Consider the following 16,618-nt stretch of genomic DNA (forward strand, 5'->3'; position numbering starts at 1 on the left):
CTACCGGATACGACCACGAGACCGTTTTCCTCATGCCGTCTCGACCGGGCTCGAGATCGATTCGCCGCGGTCGCGGCTCAATTCCCGCAGCGCTGCAGTGACCTCATCGGCGCATTCCAGCGGCGCGCAATGCCCGCTGTCGAGTTCATGCAGGGCGATCAGCTGCGGTAGAGCCGCGGCGATCAGCTGTGACCGGGCGAGCGGCGCGATCTTGTCCTTGCGGCCCGCGAGCACGACTGTGGGGACGGTCAGTGCGGCCGGGTCCAGGGCGGTGACGAGGTTGACCAGCATCGCCCCGTATCCGCCGCGGCCGCGGGCGGAGGTGGCGCCGATGATGCGGTCCAGTTCGTGCCCGATCCGCGGCGCGGCGGTGGCGCCGACCGCGATATGGGCGAGCAGCCGCCGGCGCACCGGCATCCGGCGCGGCAGCGGAATCCCGGCCAGCGGTGCCACCGTACGTGCCACCCGGCGCCGGGCCCCGAGGAGACGTTCGGGGCCTCGCAGAAAGCGCACATTGTCGAGGATTTCGCCGGGGGTGGTGTTCACCAGCGCGACCGCGCGGGCCCGGGCCGCGATATCGCCGGGATACCGGTTTGCCCAGGCGAGGATGGCGATCCCGCCCATGGAATGCCCGGCGAGAACAGCGGGCCGGCCGGCCGGCACCGTCTCGGCAAGTACCGCGTGCAAGTCGTCGGCGAGATGCTCCACCGTGTAGCGGCCACGGCGGGCCACTTCGCTGCGCCCGTGACCACGGTGGTCGAAGGCCACGACGCGATGGCCGGCGCGCAGATCGGTGATCTGCCGGCGCCAGAAGCCGAGCGAGCACAGCACGCCGTGGGTCAGCACGATCGTGGGTGCGTCTGCGCGACCGTGGATCTCGACATGCAGGCGGGTGCCGTCCGCACTGCGCACCTGCCGCACCTCGTCCGGCTCCGGCATCACCGCCTCCTGTCCGACCGCGGCCCGGGAACGCCGGGCCCGCCGCACGGCGCGGCGCGCCTGCGGGACCTGCCGCACGATCCGCGGCAACCGCGGCAGTACGGCGCGCGAGACGGCTGCCAGGACATCGAAGGCGATGCGGCGGGGGCGATTCCAGCGCACGCCGAGTAGTTCACGTAGTTCCGGCGTCAGCAATCCGGCGGTGACCAGTGTCAGTACCCGGCCGGCGATCGGACGCACCGTGTAGTTCCACACGATCGGCCGGCGCAGCACCGGGATCATCGGCGGTGGCGTCGGCCTGCCGACCACGGCGAGTACCCGATCGGTGACGTCGCAGCGTTCCAGTTCGGTCGCGGTCATCTCGTCGAACCAGGCGCAGAACGCCGCCCAGTCGACCGGCATATCTTGTTCGCGCACACCGTAGAAGCGGCCGACCTGCCGCATTTCGCGATAGAATTGCTCCACCTCGCCGGACTTCCAGCCGCGCCCGAGCACCTTCTGCTGGGTGTAGACGCCGTGTACCAGGCTGGCATGCACCCAGTGGAATGCCTCCGGGTTCAGTGCGCTCCATCGGGTGCCGTCGGCATTGCGGCCCTTGAAGTCTTTGTGCAGATTCCGCAGTTTGCGGGCGGTGGCCAGGGCTTCGTCCCGGCCGTAGACCACGCCCATGATCATGTCCAGGGTGCGTTCGGCGCGACCGTACGGGTCGGTCTCGAACACCGAGAACTCCCGTACACCGGTGGCGACCACCGGGTGCGCCACATCGATGAGCAGCCGCCGCGAGGCCCCGAGTACGAATGTCAGTTCCCCGAACACCGACCAGGCCACCGAGTCCGGCCCCAGAGGCTCCAACTCCTCCGTGGTCTCCGGCAGGACGGTCACACCCTCGCTCATGAGACTATTGTTAGCACATAAGTCTCAGGTGCGACAATCGTCGTATGCCTCGTTCCTCCGTGCCGCTGACGAACCTGTTCAGCCGGGCGGTGACGAAGGTTGCCGTGCACAGCCCGGTGGGTCCGGAGGTCGTGCAGGTGTACGAGGCGGCACTGCGCGTACTGACCGACCGCGGCACCCGCGCTGCCACGATGGACGACATCGCGGCCCGGTCAGGAGTCAGCCGCGCGACCCTGTTCCGCCGATTCGGCGGCCGCGACGCCCTGTTCGAGGCGGCCGTCGCGCACACCCTGGGTGATTTTCTCGGCGAAATCACCACAACGTTTCGCAGCATCCCCGACCCCACCGAGCGGATCGCGGAAGCGTTCGTCGCCTGCCTGCGCCTACGCCGCCGACTCCTTTCGGGCACCGCGGATACCGCACGCAATGCCGAACTGCTCACCATGCTGTCGACCGGCTCACCGGCACCGATGGAGATCGGCCGCCGTTTCATCGCCGCCCGGATCCGTGTCGCGCAATCCGAGGGCACACTGCCCCCCGGAGACCCGGATCTCCAGGCCGACGCCATCATTCATATGACGGCGGGCTACCTCCTACTGCCCTCCCCCGGATACGACCTCGACGACGACGAGGTCGCCCGCGATCTCGCTCGTCGCGTGATCGCCCCGATCATCACCCGCCCGGCCCCTTCTGCCTGAAAACCGGCGATTCGACACGGAATCCAGCCGGCCGGTCAGTCTCCGTCCGCGGAACACGAATGCCTCAGCACCGACCGACGACCGGGTCGATGACGCTTTCGATCGATGTGATGCGGTTCCCGTTCCCGGGCGGCGTCGACCGGGGCAGTCGAATCAACTCCGCGTTCACCAGGATTCGATGAGCGGCTCCGGATGTTCGGTCTGCCGCCACTGCTCACTGAGGCGGTCCAGTCTGCGCGCGCCCATACCGCAGACGGTGGCGACCTTGTCGTCGCGGACCTCCAGGACCACCACACCCACCACCCTATCCACGGTTGCGGCGATCATCGCCGGTGCACCGTTGACCACGCCGGCGTGAATGGACAGCGGACCACCGACCAGGCGACGCTTGGCCGCGGTCGGTTTGAAGCCCGCGCGCAGCGTGGTCGCGATCCGGCGGGGCGTCGTCAAGATCTGGAGCTTCGCCGCGAGCCCCGCACCGTCGGAGATCGCGGTCGCGTCATCGGTCAGCAGGGCGACCAGATGCTCGGTGCGTCCCGAGGAGGCGGCGGCGACGAAGGCCTCCACGATCCGGCGGGCGGACGCACGGTCGGCGGCGCCGCCGTGACGCCCGGCGGCGATCCGCTGCCGCGCCCGGTGCGTGTGCTGCTGGCTGGCCGATTCGGAGATGTCGAGGATCGCCCCGATTTCGGCATGACTGTAGGAAAACGCTTCGCGCAGAACGTAGACGGCGCGTTCGACCGGCGACAGCTGCTCCATCAGCCGCAGCACCGCCAGGGTCACCGATTCGCGTTGTTCGACGGTCTCGGCCGGACCCAGCATGGGGTCGCCGTCCAGCAGCGGTTCGGGTAACCACGTGCCGGCCGCGCGTTCGTGCCGGGCGCGCGCCGAGCGCAACCGGTCCAGCGACAGGTTGGTCACCACCTTGGTGAGCCAGGCTTCGGGGATCTCGATGCGATCGCGATCGGCGGCCTGCCAGCGCAGGAACGCGTCCTGGACGACATCCTCGGCGTCGGCGGCCGATCCGAGCAGCCGGTACGCCAGCGAGGCCAGCCGGGACCGGCCGGCCTCGAAGCGTTCCACGGTGGCGGTGTCCACGATCGCCACTTTAGGCCGCGACCTCCTCGTTGCGCCGCCGCGGTACGTCCGCGAGATGATGCTTGCGGGTGGGCCGGCCGTAGGTCGGATGGCGCATACTCCACGGACCCGCGTTCAGAATGGCGGCCTTGACCCGCGCAGCGGGGCGACCCCGCAGGGCCCAGGACTTCGACCGCTCGGCCGCGTCGACGAGCTGGAAGATCCCGTCTTTGCGGCCGAGGCTGATGTGGTTGCCCACATAGGAAAGCGCGGTCTCGGGTGCCTGGCGGCCGGTGAGGTCGCCGACGATCGCGGCCACGGCCTGCATGGCGGTGAAGCCCGCCGACGCGCAGGACATCGGCAGCGGGCGGCCGTTGTCGCGGACGGCGAAAGCACTGTCGCCCGCGGCATAGACCCCCGGGTGCGAAACCGACCGCATCATCCGGTCCACCCGGATCCGCCCGTTTTCTTCGACCGCTAGCCCGCTGGCGGCGGCCACCGGATGCACGGCGAACCCGGCCGCCCACACCGTGGCGTCGGCAGGCAGAACCGTGCCGTCGGTGGCGACGGCGTAGGACTCCTCGACCCGCTCGATGGTGGTGTGCTCGTGAACGGTGATCCCGAACCGGTCGAAGGCCCGGAACAGATGACGCCGGGCCGAGGGCCCGAGCCAGCCGCCCAGTTCACCGGTGGTCGCGAGGGTGATCCGCAGGCCGGGCCGGGATTCGGCGAGTTCGGGCGCGGCCTCGATCGCGGTGAGATTACCGCCGACGACGAGCACAGTGCCGTTACCGTCGAGCTCGTCCAGCCGCTGCCGCAGCCGCAGCGCCGACGGCCGCCCGGCCACGTGGAACGCGTGCTCGGCAACCCCCGGCACACCGTGGTGGGCGGCGGTGCTGCCGAGCGTGTAGAGAAGGGTGTCGTATCCGAGCCGGCCGGTCCCGTCGGCGCCGGTCACGGTGACGGTCCGCTGTTCGGCATCGATCGCGTCCACCCGCGCCACCAGCAGCCTGATGCCGGTACCCGCGAACAGTTCCACGAGATCGTGCCGGCGCAGTTCCTGCCCCGCGGCGAGCTGATGCATGCGCATCCGTTCGACGAAATCCGGTTCGGCATTGACGACGGTGATCTCGACCTCGTCGCGATGCAGTCGCCGCGCGAGCAGTCCGGCGGCGTAGGCGCCGGCGTATCCGGCCCCCAGGACCATGATGCGGTGCTTCATAACGGTGCTCCTGTCCGGTTCGCGTGAACCTCTCGTTCGCGTGCCCTCTGAACGGGGCAGCGTCCGGATTCCTGACAGGAACTCACTGTGATCTGGATCACCGCATATTGGTCACCGTCGCAGCACCCGCCGAGCCCAGGCCCGCAGCCGCGTCCGCCGGGACTCCGGTTCGGCCGCCTCCACTGTTTCCGCGGCCACCGCCTGCGCGAACCGCGCATGCAACTGCTCGCGAACCTCATCCGGGGTATACGCCCGGCGGCGCCGCTCCGCGCGCACCACCACCACACCGGTGGCCACCACACCGGCCGCACCCGCCAAACCCAGCAGCTTCCACCACCTCATACGCATAGGCTACGTGTATGGCGGGTGCGGATATCGATCTCGACCGGGCTGTCGAGATCACCAGAACGGGCGATATCTGGTTGTTCCGTGGACATTCCACGGCCGACCGGATGATCAGGATGACCACCAACAGCCCGGTCAACCATGTCGGGATGGCCGTGGTGATCGACGATCTACCGGCTCTCATCTGGCATGCCGAACTCGGCCGCTCATTGACCGATATGTGGTCGGGCACCACCCATCGTGGTGCCCAATTGCACAACCTGCGCGATGCAGTGATGGTGTGGGCCAACAAGTACGGGCAGCAGGCCTGGCTGCGCCAGCTCGATCCCCCGGCCGGTCCCGCGATGGAAGACGGCGTGCTACGCACCGTCGCCCGGCTCGACGGCACCCCTTTCCCCTCGACCGCCGCCCTCGCCGGGCGCTGGTTCCGGGGCCGGATCCAGTTGCCGCGCCGCCGATCCCGCAGACCCCGCCGACCCGATGCGCGCGAAGTCGAGAACGCCTACTGCGCGGAAATCGTCGCCGCCACCTATCAGGCGATGGGTCTACTACCCGAGGACCGCAGTCCCGACTGGTACGACCCGGGCCGCTTCTGGAGCGGCGACCACCTGCGGCTCACCGGCGGCCATACGCTCGGTGGCGAGGTCGCGGTCGACGTACCGGACGAAACCACGAGCTGACCGAGCCGGTCCGCTGACGCTGCGGCCAGAACATTGCCCATAGCAGGACGCCGAGCGGCAACCCGATCGCCACCGCCAGTCCCAACTCCCTCACCGCCGATCCAGATCGACTACAGGCCAGCGATACCCGAGCGGATAGACGCGTATCGGCGTGACCAGTGCGGCGATATCGGTAATCGCATGACGTACCGCATCGGCATGCTCGAACGAGGGAACCACGACCGCCGCCGCGTCGTGTTCCATGACGGCCCCGCACAGAACCAGCGCGGTGGCCAGCGGGCCGGTGTCGAGCCGGATGGTCCACACGATCCGATAGCCGTGCCGCTCGGCAACCCGATGGATATCCACACCGTCACCGTGCACATCTCGCCGTTCCAGCCCGATCGCCTTCGGCACCCCGCCGTCCATCTGTCCCCTTTCGAATCCAAGCGCTGGGAGCACCCGGAACCGGGGCCGGGACCGCACCACCCGGCAACGATGCTCCTCGACCGCGCCGGATGTCCCACCGGCACAGTCAGCTGCCGCGGGCTTTCCCGGTTCCGGGCGCGACGCCAGTAGACACGCGGAACGTTCTTGTGGACAGCCTGTTTGGATGATCCTCGGGAGTTCGCCCAATCCCCCAGCAAACCGTCCGCGTTACGGGCACAATCTCTTCCAGCGCGATCTGTCAGGCCATCCACAAAACCGACCGTGCGCCACCCACAATCAGGGGGAACGAAACCATGGGGAAGATCCCGACCACCATCCCGCGCCGCCAGCTCGGCCGCCGACTCCGCGATATGCGACAGGAAGCGGGAATATCGATCCAGGACGCCGCCAGGCTCATCGAGCGGGGAGCCGGCACCCTGCAACGACTGGAAAAGGGCGAGGCCAACCGCATCCGGATGCTCGATATCCAGGCGCTCTGCCAGATCTACGACCGGATGGACGAGCTTCCCGGGCTACTGGAGCTGGCGAAGGTGGCCGCAAGCAAAGACGGCGAGCAAGGGCTGTGGTGGAACGAGTACAGCGACGCCATCCGGGATGACTTCGAGCTGTACGTCAGGTTGGAGGCATCGGCATCGAAGCTGACCGTGTATCAATCGGAGATCATCCCCGGTCTGGTCCAAACTGCCGACTACGCGAGGACATTGGGCGCTCGATACTTCTCGGATACCTCGTCGAGAGAGATCGAGCAGGTTGTGACCGTGCGGCTGAACAGGCAGCGGATAATCACCCGACGTCGCAACCCGGTCGAGGTAGACCTACTGCTGGATGAGAACGCTCTCCGCCGAGTCGTCGGCGGCCCGAAGGTCATGGCAGCGGCGCTGCGCCGTCTCGCGGATTTGCCCGCCAATGTGACCATCCGAGTGTTGCCCTTCTCCGCCGGATTCCCACTCGGGGTCGCCTGCGGCCCCTTCGTTGTCCTCGACTTCGATCGCGCGACCGGCGAGCCTCCCACCGTGTACGTGGAGGGGTATCGGGGCAACTTGTACTACGACCGCGCCGAAGCTGTTGCCCAGTACCGGGACACATTCCGAACGCTCCAAGCGGTAGCGTCGTCTCCAGCAGACAGTAAACAGATGCTTCGGCGGCTAGCTAGGGAGTACGAGCGGTGAACGGTGACCTATCCGGGGCGGAGTGGTTCAAATCGAGCCACAGCGGCGGAACCAACGAGTGTGTAGAAATCGCGCACCTCGACAGCGACATGGTCGGTGTCCGCGACTCCAAGAATCCGACCGGGCCGGTACTGGTCTTCACCCCTGGCCAGTGGGACGCATTCCTGACCAGCGCCGCCAACAGCGAGTTCGATCGACCGTAGTGAGCGCAGGCGCGACAACGCTCCGGTCCCGCAGGGTCTCAGAACTCGCGGCCGGGTCTCGGACCGGACGCTGCCGTCGGACCAGATCCGCTGGTGGGCATGACTCCCTGCGGACGGTGTGAGCTACCGCCTCCAATCCGGCGGCGGCGCGCCTGCCGATCGACTCCGACGCTGCGGACCGGGAACAATCGGTGGCCGCCGCGCTCGAAAGGAGCGCCGCGGCGCCTGTTCCCTACTGGAGCCGGAACCAACACTCCCGAGTGACGCAACGTGGGATGTTGTGAAACAACTTCCAGATAAGCCGGGCGACGACCGCCCTGCGTAATCGGGCTTGCATCCTGTACCGGGGTACAGGCTTACCGTCGAGATATGACGACCTCCCCAACACCCGGCGCATCGGTTCCGGACGCATGCACATTGCCGACCGCGGACAGCCGGTCCGGGTGGCCGAGTTCGACCGGTTCTTCGCCGACGCGGTCCGTGATATGCGGCGGCCGGGCCGGCAACGACTAAAACGCGTATTCGCCGCCGACGCGGAACCGGTGGCCCGGGATCTGGCGGCGCGGGAGTCGGGCTGCTGCTCTTTCTTCACCTTCGACTTCGATACCGGCGCGGAAGGCTCGTTGATGACGGTGTCTGTTCCCAGCGCCTATACCGAGGTTCTCGATGCCTTGGCCGCTCGGGTGCGGGTCGCCATCGGTAGCGCACAGTCGGCGGGCTGCGGACCGGCGCACTCGCAGCCGCGGCCGGGGTGAACACCCAGACCCTGCGTTACTACGAACATCGCGGCCGACGGGCCGAGCCGGACCGCCCCTTGGCCGGCACCGCCGGTACGCGCAGGCGGGGTGTTGTGGTGATCGAGGCCACCCAGCTTCTCGGGTTCACCCTCGACGAGGTGGCCGGCCTCCTCGCAGCCCCCCAGTTCCGTGGCCTTTGCCCCGCGGCCGGGTTGCGGGCCCATGCCACGGCGAAAACCGGAAGAGCTCGACGCGGGCTCGCAGAGCCGACCGCGGCGCGCACTACCTTGCGCGCTCCGCTGGCCGACGGAGGCAACGACCTGCCGACCGGTACGCCGCCCGGCGGCGTACGACCCCGGCCACACCGGCCCGGCAGCCGGCTGCGACGACTGAAGGTTCACCATTTTCTGAATACAGAAATTGATGTACCGTTTGCGTCGTGGAGACCGCTGTACACACCGACGCCCTGGCCCGGTTCGGGCATGCACTGTCCGATCCGACCCGCACCCGAATCCTGTTGAGCCTGCGCCGAGGCCCCGGTTACCCGTCCGAGCTGGCCGAGCAGATAGGGGTGACCCGGCAGATCCTGTCCAACCATCTCGCCTGCCTGCGCGGCTGCGGACTGGTGGTCGCGGTGCCCGAAGGCCGGCGCTCCCGCTACGAACTCGCCGATCCCCGGATCGCCGCGGCACTGGAGGACCTCCTCGGGCTGGTGCTGGCGGTGGACCCTGCATGCTGCCCGGACGCCGCGATCGAAGGCTGCTGCTGATGGGCTCGCAGGAAACGGCGATACCGGCCGTGGGCGTGGACACCGGCCGTCGTGTGGTGCTGGCGCGGCGGATCCGCTGGTTCGTCGCCGCAACCATCACCTACAACATCATCGAGGCGGTCATCGCCTTGACCGAGGGTGCCCGGGTGTCGTCGACCGCGTTGATCGGGTTCGGTTTGGACTCGGTGATCGAGGTGTCGTCGGCGGCGGCGGTGGCGTGGCAGTTCGCCGGCCGCGATCCCGCAAAGCGGGAGAAGGTCGCGCTGCGGATCATCGCGTTCTCCTTCTTCGTTCTGGCCCTCTACGTCACCGTCGACTCCCTCCGCGCCTTGTTCGGCGTCGGCGAAGCCCGGCATTCGACGATCGGTATCGTCCTGGCCGCGGTGAGCCTGGTGATCATGCCGGTGCTGTCGGCCGCACAGCGCCGCGCCGGCCGTGAACTCGGATCCGCCTCCGCGGTATCGGATTCGAAACAGACCCTGCTGTGTACCTATCTCTCGGCGGTGCTGTTGACCGGACTGCTGCTCAACAGCCTGTTCGGGTGGGCATGGGCCGACCCGCTCGCCGCCCTGATCATCGCCGCCATCGCGGTCCGCGAAGGCATCGAGGCCTGGCGCGGCGAGGCCTGCTGCCCCCGCCCCGCCGAACTCACCGAAAACACCACCAGCGAGAGCCACGACTGCGACTGCTGCGATTGAACCGCCCATACCGGAAGACCCCTGCTATGCCCCGGCCTGGACCGCTCCGACTGTGCTGTTGCTACTGGAAGAGGCCGACAGCGAACGACATCCCCAGGAACAGCACGAGCTGATATGCGCTGTTGATCACCGTGAGCCCAACAGGTTTCTGCTCGAAGCCGTTGTGCTGCGCGAGCGTTGAGAGCGAGAAGCCCAACCACGCGACGAACCCGACGGCGAAGGCCAACCCGACCGAATCGCTGCCGAAGAAGCCGGACGCGATCGAGCAGGCCGCGGCGAGCGCCGGCGCGGTGACGACGATCGATGCCACCAGCACCACGAACGGGCGCTTGCCGACCCTCGCCGAATCTTCCTTGGTCACACCGGTCAGCTTCCGCCAGGTGCCGCCGACGAGGCCCCAGTCGCTGTACCAGATCCAGGCGATCGCCATGCCGACCATGCTCGCGACCGCGACCGCCGGCCAGCTGATACTCAGTTCCACGGGAGTCACCTCTCCTCGGCGTCCACATTTAAGTTGATATAATCAACCACGGTTGATAAAGCCAATCACGTGACCAAGAGTCCGCGCTCTTACGGACAGTTCTGCGCCCTCGCACGCTCCCTGGACGTCATCGGCGACCGGTGGACGCTACTCATCGTGCGCGAACTCCTCCCCGGCCCGATGCGCTACACCGAGCTGAAGACTTCCCTCGCGGGAATCGCCACCAACCTGCTGTCCGAGCGGCTGAAGAACATGGAGGCGAACGGAATCGCCGAACGCCGCCTCGAGGGCTCGAGTGTCGTCTACGCCCTGACGCCGTGGGGGGCTGGGCTGCGAGACCCCATGGAAGCCCTCGGCCGATGGGGCGTACCGCTGCTGGCAACCGGCCAGGGCGACGATACTTTCCGGCCGCGCTGGCTGACCCTGGCACTGCCCGCCCTCCTCCGCGGTACGACTGCCTCCCCTCCAGTCGAGCTCGGCATCGAGACCGACGGCTTCCTGATGGTCCTGAGGATCGACGAAAACGGTCCGCGCGCATTCGTGCCCGATCGGGATCCGGCCACGGTATTTACTGCCACTCCCGACGTGGTCGTCGCCCTGGCCGCTGGAACGATCAGCATCGAGCAGGCAGTCGCCGCCGGCGAGCTCCGGGGCGACTCGAACGTCTTCCGCACCGCGTTCTCGGGTGTTCGCGCGAACGTAACTCCGCCGGTCGACGGCGACTGACGAGACGTCGCGGCCGCCGATCACAGCCGACGGGTCCGGCTCGGCGCATCACCCGGCCGGGCCAGGCGACCGGGCGTCAACCGGCGAACTTCGCCATCGCCTGCGCAGTAACCGGAGTGAAGAGGTTGATCAGATTGCCGTCGGGATCGCGAAACAGCAAGGACCGGTTTCCCCACGGCATCGTGGTGGGCTCGTTGACGAAATCCTCGACTGTGTCCCGCAACCGCCGATATTCGGCGTCGACGTCGGGGACGAGGAATTCGATGATCGCGGTGTGGTTGTCGGCCGGGCGAGCGCTGCCGGTCCCGAACAGCGCCACGGTGCGGACGCTCCCGATGGCGAGGGTGCCGGCCGATGTGACGATCTCGGCGAACTCTGTTGTAGCCCAGTCGGCTTCGACACCGGTCACGTACTGGTAGAAGTCGACCATTCGCTGAATGTCATCGGTGATCACACGGGTCGAGACGAGTTTCATCATATGCTCCTGGCTCTGTCGATGCGGCGTATCGCCATCACCGGCAACGCTAGATTCGATAGAGGACAGCTCCGGTCCGGTATCGAATCCCACAGCGGACGAACGACGATCTCGTATCGGGTGGGGCTCGAAAATCGGTGGCACAGTGAGGCCGGCAGCGGTTGACTGCGCAGTCATGATCCCACTGGACGTTCGGCCGTTGTTCCCGCGTGAAAGGCAGATGTTGCTCGAGCTGCTCCGTTCGCTGGACCCGGCAGACTGGAAGAAGCCGACGGTGTGCCCCGGCTGGAGTGTGGCCGATGTGACCGCGCATATCGTCAACGATTACTTGCGGCGGATATCCGGCAGCCGAGACGGGCACGGTGGCGCGGTGTTCGCCGACGACGAAACCCTGCCGGCCTATCTGTCGCGAGTGAACGGCGAGTTCGTTCATGCGATGCGCCAGTGCAGCCCTCGTGTGCTCACCGATCTGCTCGCACATCTGGGCCCCGAACTGGACCGTGTCTGGGCCGGAACAGCTGATCTCACCGGACCCGCACAGTTGAATGTTTCGTGGGCCGGGACCGGCACCAGCCCGGCTTGGCTCGATATCGCCCGCGACTACACCGAGTTCTGGGTCCATCAGCAGCAGATCCGTGATGCGGCGTCCCGGCGAGGCACCGATGATGTCGCACTGATGCGACCGGTGCTCGTGACCTTTCTGCATGCGGCGCCCTGGGCGCTCCGTGATCGGATCCGGCCCGCCGGGACGGCGGTACATTTCGAGATCACCGGCCCGGCGGGTGGTGGCTGGTCGGTGGTGTCCGATGGCGAGGGCTGGGACCTGACGGCCGCGCAGCCCGGGAACCCCGCCGCGGTCGTACGTATGGACCAGGACTCCTTCTGGCGGCTGGCCAGTCGCGGAATCACAGTCGAGCAGGCACGTGGGCGCTCCGAACTGCGTGGCGACCCGGGGCTCACGGAGGCAGCAACAACCCTGCTCGCGGTGGTCGCCTGAACCTCGGAGGCTTCGCCGGCGACACCCGGGGAGCCGGTGACGGTCGGCCCGGGTGGTCGGGCCGGACTACCAGCCGCAGGTCGCCTGGTGCCGCCGCGCAGTCCACCGATCATCCTGGAATGGGTCCAGAAGTACATCAGTGGACCTGTACGAGCAGTCCGGTCGCCCGGCATGCTCATCACATGATCCGACGTCTCGTGGCACTGTTCGCCGGTCTCTGGTTGTACGGGTTCTCGATGGCCGTGATGATCCGTGCCGCAGTGGGTCTGGACCCGTGGGATGTGTTCCATCAAGGCGTGACAGAGCATGTCCCGATGAGTTTCGGGACGGTCACCATCGTGACCGGTGCCGTCGTCCTGCTGGCCTGGATACCGCTGCGGCAGCGGCCCGGGTTCGGCACGCTGAGCAATGTCGTCCTGGTCGGGGTATCGGTCGATATGGGGCTGTGGTTGCTGCCGGAGTGGGAATCGCTTCCGGTGCGGTTGAGCGCGATGATGCTCGCGGTGGTCCTCAATGCGCTGGCCAGTGTGTTGTATATCGGTGCGGGGCTCGGGCCCGAACCCCGCGACGGGTTGATGACCGGGTTGGTGCGCCGTACCGGCTTGTCCGTCCGTCTGGTGCGGACGACGATCGAGGTCACAGTGCTGGCCACGGGTTGGTTGCTCGGCGGGGGCGTGGGGCTCGGCACGGTGGTCTACGCCGTCGCGATCGGGCCGCTGATCCAGGCGATGATCCCATTGGTGAGTGGATGGTTGCCGGGTTTCGCGGCCACGGCACCGGAAAGGTCACCGGCCGAGGCGCGGGCAGCCGCACCCGAACCGGAAGGGCTGGGATATGACGACGCCGCAGTCCGGCCTGGTCCGTGAGTTGTGTCGCCGCTCCGGTTCGGCGACCTCCGCCCCGGGAGAAGATTCACGGCCTGTCCGGCGGGTGGACCTTCTGCGCGGGTGCCATCCGGGAGTAAACTCGACATTCGCTGTTGGACCGCGCTGGGTGCTGCTGCCGGGGGAATCGAAACAACCAGGACGTCTCCCATGGAAACCCGAACCGATGAGATAGCCGACGGAATCTACCGGTTTTCCACCTACGTTCCCGACGTGGGGCCCACCGGGTTCACCTTCAACCAGTTCTTCGTCGATGCCGAGGAACCGCTACTGTTCCACACCGGGATGCGAGCCCTGTTCCCCGCTGTGTCCGCGGCCGTAGCGAGGATCAGGCCGGTCGAGCAGTTGCGCTGGATCACCTTCGGTCATGTGGAAGCCGACGAATGCGGGGCCATGAACCTCTTCCTCGCGGCCGCCCCGCACGCCGAGGTGGCCCACGGCGAGGTCGGTTGCCTGGTGTCGATCGACGATCTGGCCGACCGGCCGCCGCGACGGCTGGCCGATGGTGAGGTGATCGATCTGGGCGGACGCCGGGTCCGGCATCTGGACACTCCGCACGCACCGCACAACTGGGAGGCGCGAGTGCTGTATGAGGAAACCACCGGGGTGCTGTTCTGTGGCGACCTGATGACCCAACTCGGTGACGGCCCGGCACTCACCGAGACCGACCTCGTCGAGCCGGCCACGGTCGCCGAAGACGTCTTCCACGCGACCTCGATCGGCCCCGCCGTTCCCGCGGCACTGAATCGGCTCGCGGAGCTACAGCCCACCACACTGGCCGTGATGCACGGGTCCAGTTACACCGGCGACTGCGAGCGCGCGTTGCGCGATCTCGCGGCGATCTACCAGGAGCGGATCCCGCACTGAGACGGCCCCGACCATCCACATCGGCGTCCTCACGTGCCACCGCAACCTCCACGCCAGGATCCGCCGGGCCGGGACTCTTGCCCGGCCGGGTCCGCTACCCCGCGTACCGCGTCACCCGGCCACCTCCGCGGTCGGACCTCGATACCGACCGACACCCCCGCACCCCGCCCAGGAGGTGAATCCGGCCGGTCCGCTCCGGTCGGTCAGTGGGCCGCCGATCGTATCTCCGCGGCGAGATCGTCGTCGCCGGCCACCCGGACCAGCGCGGCGGCGAATTCGGCGGCCTCGTGGTCCGGGGCGAGGCGGGCCAGTTTGCCGGGGTCGGCGGGGAGATCGATCCGTTGCGCACCGTGTACCGCGCGGCGGTCGAAATGCGGGCGGACCCACGGCCATACGTCCTGTACTTCGCGCAGGAAGATATCGCCGCCGGTCGGGCCTATTCCTTTGAACTGCTGGATGAGTTCGGCGGCGCGGTCCGGGTCGTGATCGGCTTCTTCGGCGAGTTTGCGTAGATCGCCGTCGTATTTCTCGAGGACGGTCGCGGCGATGTCGCCGAGCTGGGAGGCGGTGCGCTCGTCGTAGCGGCGATAGTGCCCGCGCCCCAGTGCGTCGACCAGTTCCTGCCACGGTGCTTCCGCGACTTCGCGGGCGGTCCGGTAGCCGCTGTGGACGAGTTCGGCCGTCGCGGCGGTCGCAATATCGGCGGAGATCCGGGCGCTGAGCAGTTCGGACATCATCAACAGCTGGAACAGTGGCGCCGGTTTGTCGTCGAGCTTGATTCCCGCTTCGGCGGCGTAGGTGCTACCGGCTCGGTCGAGTAGTGCGTGCACAACATCTCGCTGGCTCATCGGGCCTCCTTCTCCCGTCGCGTATACCCGCAACCCACCGGCCCACACCCCGCAACCGGCGCCCGCAACCAGCCTCGCACACCGTTCCCATGTACCGCGCGAACGGCGCGGATCGCCTCAGCTCACCGTGGCGGCGGCTTTCTCCGCCTTGGCGGCTTCCCGGGCGAGCATCCGCGCCCGCTGCTCCTCGAACCGCTGCACATCCTTGCCCAGCTTCTCGAGGTATTCGCACAGCTCCTCACGGCTGCGTTCGCCCCGCGCGGTGAAATCGGCGCGATCGAAAACGTTCCAGATCCGCAGCACCGGCAGCAGCACCTCGTCGAGGTGCTGACGCAGATCGTAGATACCGTGTTTGACCATCAGGACACCGTTACGCCGCCAGTTGGGCATACCGCGGCCGGGCATGGCAAAGTCCTTGATGATCTTGGTGACCGATTCCATCGCCTGGTCGGGCGCGAGATCGAACGCCGCCCCGGCCAAGTTGCGGTAGAAGATCATGTGCAGGTTCTCGTCGGTGGCTATCCGCTTGAGCATGCGGTCGGCAATCGGGTCCTCGCACACTCTGCCGGTGCAGCGGTGGCTGATACGGGTCGCCAGCTCCTGGAAGGTCACATAGGCGACCTGGTCGAGCATGCCCATGAAGTACTCCGGCGCATGCACACCGCGCGTCATATGCACCATGCGGTCGTTCTCCAGCGCGACGGGATCCACCCCCCGGGTGACGACCAGATAGTCGCGCATGGCGATACCGTGCCGGTTCTCCTCGGCGGTCCACCGGCCCACCCAGGTGCCCCAGGCGCCGTCACGGGAGAAATGCTCACTGATCGTGCGGTGATACGAGGGCAAATTGTCCTCGGTGAGCAGATTGGTGATCATCGCGACCTTGGCGACCTCCGACAGCCGTGACTGTTCCGGATCCCAGTCCACACCGCCCATCGCGGCGAAATTGCGGCCCTCGTCCCACGGCACGTAGTCGTGCGGGTTCCAGTCCTTGGCCGTGGCCAGGTGCCGATCCAGATTCTCGGCCACCACCGGTTCCAACTCGACCAGCAATTCGTGCTGCGTGATATCGCGTCCCATGCAGTTCCTCTCGGCTCGTCCTCGGAAACGATCCGAGAGCGGCGCCGGCACGCGGCCGGGTACATGACCGGATGCGGCACGCGACGATCTCGGATCGGGTCGAACACACTCTCCCGCCCGGAGATATCTCTCCGCACTCCGCGCAGGCCCTGCTCACTGCCACCCAGCGGTGCAGACGATACCCGCTGCCGGGCAGATCGATCACCTGGTCGAAGCCGGGCCCGGACAGGGATGTCCGGATATCCGGCAGCACCAATGCCCGATCCCCGACAGGGTAGCAATGCCGGGACGAGCCACCGCAGCCGCCGAAAACCTCACGCTGATCAGGCAATTCATCGACGGAGGGAACCGACCCGCCGGTCACGTACCCGAGCCCGGTGACAACTGCTCCGGCAAATCC

Annotated in this window: 21 protein-coding genes; 12 read left to right on the forward strand and 9 right to left on the reverse strand. The window is 67.5% G+C overall.

Going from position 1 to position 16,618, the window contains the following annotated elements; all coding sequences use genetic code 11:
* Nucleotides 1–30: 30 nt before the first annotated feature.
* Nucleotides 31–1,833, reverse strand: coding sequence for an alpha/beta fold hydrolase (locus tag NFL01S_RS36400; RefSeq protein WP_210744336.1), 1,803 nt, complete (start codon nucleotides 1,831–1,833; stop codon nucleotides 31–33).
* 44 nt (nucleotides 1,834–1,877) lie between these two features.
* Here NFL01S_RS36400 and NFL01S_RS02005 point away from each other — a divergent pair, with 44 nt between their 5' ends.
* Entirely contained in the window at nucleotides 1,878–2,531 is a 654-nt protein-coding gene (locus NFL01S_RS02005; RefSeq protein WP_084492327.1) for a TetR/AcrR family transcriptional regulator, read from the forward strand.
* Between the two features lie 165 nt (nucleotides 2,532–2,696).
* On the opposite strand, the gene NFL01S_RS02010 is transcribed toward NFL01S_RS02005, so the two are convergent.
* From NFL01S_RS02010 to NFL01S_RS02020, 3 genes are all read right to left on the reverse strand, one after another.
* On the reverse strand, nucleotides 2,697–3,629 hold the full coding sequence (locus NFL01S_RS02010) for a sigma-70 family RNA polymerase sigma factor (RefSeq protein WP_062971322.1): 933 nt from the start codon (nucleotides 3,627–3,629) through the stop codon (nucleotides 2,697–2,699).
* A 10-nt stretch (nucleotides 3,630–3,639) separates the two neighbouring features.
* Nucleotides 3,640–4,830 (reverse strand): NAD(P)/FAD-dependent oxidoreductase, encoded by a 1,191-nt coding sequence (locus NFL01S_RS02015; protein ID WP_062970802.1) that lies wholly within the window; start codon nucleotides 4,828–4,830, stop codon nucleotides 3,640–3,642.
* 111 nt (nucleotides 4,831–4,941) lie between these two features.
* Nucleotides 4,942–5,172, reverse strand: a complete 231-nt coding sequence (locus NFL01S_RS02020; protein WP_371851752.1) for a hypothetical protein — start codon at nucleotides 5,170–5,172, stop codon at nucleotides 4,942–4,944.
* Nucleotides 5,173–5,189: 17 nt separating this feature from the next.
* Here NFL01S_RS02020 and NFL01S_RS02025 point away from each other — a divergent pair, with 17 nt between their 5' ends.
* Nucleotides 5,190–5,855, forward strand: coding sequence for a hypothetical protein (locus NFL01S_RS02025; protein ID WP_062970806.1), 666 nt, complete (start codon nucleotides 5,190–5,192; stop codon nucleotides 5,853–5,855).
* 90 nt (nucleotides 5,856–5,945) lie between these two features.
* Here the strand turns inward: NFL01S_RS02025 and NFL01S_RS02030 are convergent, their stop codons facing one another.
* Nucleotides 5,946–6,263, reverse strand: coding sequence for a hypothetical protein (locus NFL01S_RS02030; RefSeq protein ID WP_062970808.1), 318 nt, complete (start codon nucleotides 6,261–6,263; stop codon nucleotides 5,946–5,948).
* Nucleotides 6,264–6,577: 314 nt separating this feature from the next.
* Here NFL01S_RS02030 and NFL01S_RS02035 point away from each other — a divergent pair, with 314 nt between their 5' ends.
* From NFL01S_RS02035 to NFL01S_RS02055, 6 genes are all read left to right on the forward strand, one after another.
* Nucleotides 6,578–7,453: a helix-turn-helix domain-containing protein gene (locus NFL01S_RS02035; protein ID WP_062970810.1), complete on the forward strand. Its 876-nt coding sequence runs from the start codon at nucleotides 6,578–6,580 to the stop codon at nucleotides 7,451–7,453.
* Nucleotides 7,450–7,656 (forward strand): DUF397 domain-containing protein, encoded by a 207-nt coding sequence (locus NFL01S_RS02040; RefSeq protein ID WP_062970813.1) that lies wholly within the window; start codon nucleotides 7,450–7,452, stop codon nucleotides 7,654–7,656. The genes NFL01S_RS02035 and NFL01S_RS02040 overlap by 4 nt, the downstream gene beginning before the upstream one ends.
* A gap of 410 nt (nucleotides 7,657–8,066) precedes the next feature.
* Nucleotides 8,067–8,411 (forward strand): hypothetical protein, encoded by a 345-nt coding sequence (locus NFL01S_RS02045; protein WP_210744335.1) that lies wholly within the window; start codon nucleotides 8,067–8,069, stop codon nucleotides 8,409–8,411.
* Nucleotides 8,408–8,914, forward strand: a complete 507-nt coding sequence (locus tag NFL01S_RS37525; protein ID WP_371851753.1) for a MerR family transcriptional regulator — start codon at nucleotides 8,408–8,410, stop codon at nucleotides 8,912–8,914. Before NFL01S_RS02045 ends, NFL01S_RS37525 begins: the two co-directional genes overlap by 4 nt.
* Nucleotides 8,833–9,162 carry an ArsR/SmtB family transcription factor gene (locus tag NFL01S_RS02050; RefSeq protein WP_062970815.1) on the forward strand — a complete coding sequence of 110 codons (330 nt, stop codon included), beginning with the start codon at nucleotides 8,833–8,835 and terminating at the stop codon, nucleotides 9,160–9,162. Before NFL01S_RS37525 ends, NFL01S_RS02050 begins: the two co-directional genes overlap by 82 nt.
* Entirely contained in the window at nucleotides 9,162–9,860 is a 699-nt protein-coding gene (locus tag NFL01S_RS02055; RefSeq protein WP_062970817.1) for a cation efflux transmembrane domain-containing protein, read from the forward strand. Before NFL01S_RS02050 ends, NFL01S_RS02055 begins: the two co-directional genes overlap by 1 nt.
* Before the next feature lie 61 nt (nucleotides 9,861–9,921).
* On the opposite strand, the gene NFL01S_RS02060 is transcribed toward NFL01S_RS02055, so the two are convergent.
* Entirely contained in the window at nucleotides 9,922–10,341 is a 420-nt protein-coding gene (locus NFL01S_RS02060) for a DUF1761 domain-containing protein (protein WP_062970819.1), read from the reverse strand.
* A 69-nt stretch (nucleotides 10,342–10,410) separates the two neighbouring features.
* Between NFL01S_RS02060 and NFL01S_RS02065 the strand changes: the two genes are divergently transcribed.
* The gene (locus tag NFL01S_RS02065) at nucleotides 10,411–11,067 is read left to right on the forward strand and encodes a winged helix-turn-helix transcriptional regulator (RefSeq protein WP_062970821.1); all 657 of its coding nucleotides are present in this window, start codon (nucleotides 10,411–10,413) and stop codon (nucleotides 11,065–11,067) included.
* A gap of 76 nt (nucleotides 11,068–11,143) precedes the next feature.
* On the opposite strand, the gene NFL01S_RS02070 is transcribed toward NFL01S_RS02065, so the two are convergent.
* Nucleotides 11,144–11,542: a VOC family protein gene (locus tag NFL01S_RS02070; RefSeq protein ID WP_062971324.1), complete on the reverse strand. Its 399-nt coding sequence runs from the start codon at nucleotides 11,540–11,542 to the stop codon at nucleotides 11,144–11,146.
* A gap of 175 nt (nucleotides 11,543–11,717) precedes the next feature.
* On the opposite strand from NFL01S_RS02070, the gene NFL01S_RS02075 reads away from it, so the two are divergent.
* From NFL01S_RS02075 to NFL01S_RS02085, 3 genes are all read left to right on the forward strand, one after another.
* Nucleotides 11,718–12,539 carry a maleylpyruvate isomerase family mycothiol-dependent enzyme gene (locus NFL01S_RS02075; RefSeq protein ID WP_062970823.1) on the forward strand — a complete coding sequence of 274 codons (822 nt, stop codon included), beginning with the start codon at nucleotides 11,718–11,720 and terminating at the stop codon, nucleotides 12,537–12,539.
* Between the two features lie 182 nt (nucleotides 12,540–12,721).
* Nucleotides 12,722–13,405 carry a membrane protein YczE gene (gene yczE, locus NFL01S_RS02080; RefSeq protein ID WP_245670477.1) on the forward strand — a complete coding sequence of 228 codons (684 nt, stop codon included), beginning with the start codon at nucleotides 12,722–12,724 and terminating at the stop codon, nucleotides 13,403–13,405.
* Nucleotides 13,406–13,573: 168 nt separating this feature from the next.
* Nucleotides 13,574–14,290: an oxygen-binding di-iron domain-containing protein gene (locus tag NFL01S_RS02085; RefSeq protein ID WP_062970825.1), complete on the forward strand. Its 717-nt coding sequence runs from the start codon at nucleotides 13,574–13,576 to the stop codon at nucleotides 14,288–14,290.
* A 203-nt stretch (nucleotides 14,291–14,493) separates the two neighbouring features.
* Here the strand turns inward: NFL01S_RS02085 and NFL01S_RS02090 are convergent, their stop codons facing one another.
* Together NFL01S_RS02090 and NFL01S_RS02095 are read right to left on the reverse strand one after the other, a co-directional pair.
* A complete protein-coding gene (locus NFL01S_RS02090; protein WP_062970827.1) occupies nucleotides 14,494–15,138 on the reverse strand; it encodes an HhH-GDP family DNA glycosylase in 645 nt (214 codons plus the stop codon).
* Between the two features lie 117 nt (nucleotides 15,139–15,255).
* Complete coding sequence (locus tag NFL01S_RS02095) at nucleotides 15,256–16,218, reverse strand: acyl-ACP desaturase (RefSeq protein WP_062970829.1); 963 nt, start codon at nucleotides 16,216–16,218, stop codon at nucleotides 15,256–15,258.
* Between the last annotated feature and the right edge of the window lie 400 nt (nucleotides 16,219–16,618).

The organism is Nocardia flavorosea NBRC 108225, assembly GCF_001613385.1.
Classification (GTDB): domain Bacteria; phylum Actinomycetota; class Actinomycetes; order Mycobacteriales; family Mycobacteriaceae; genus Nocardia; species Nocardia flavorosea.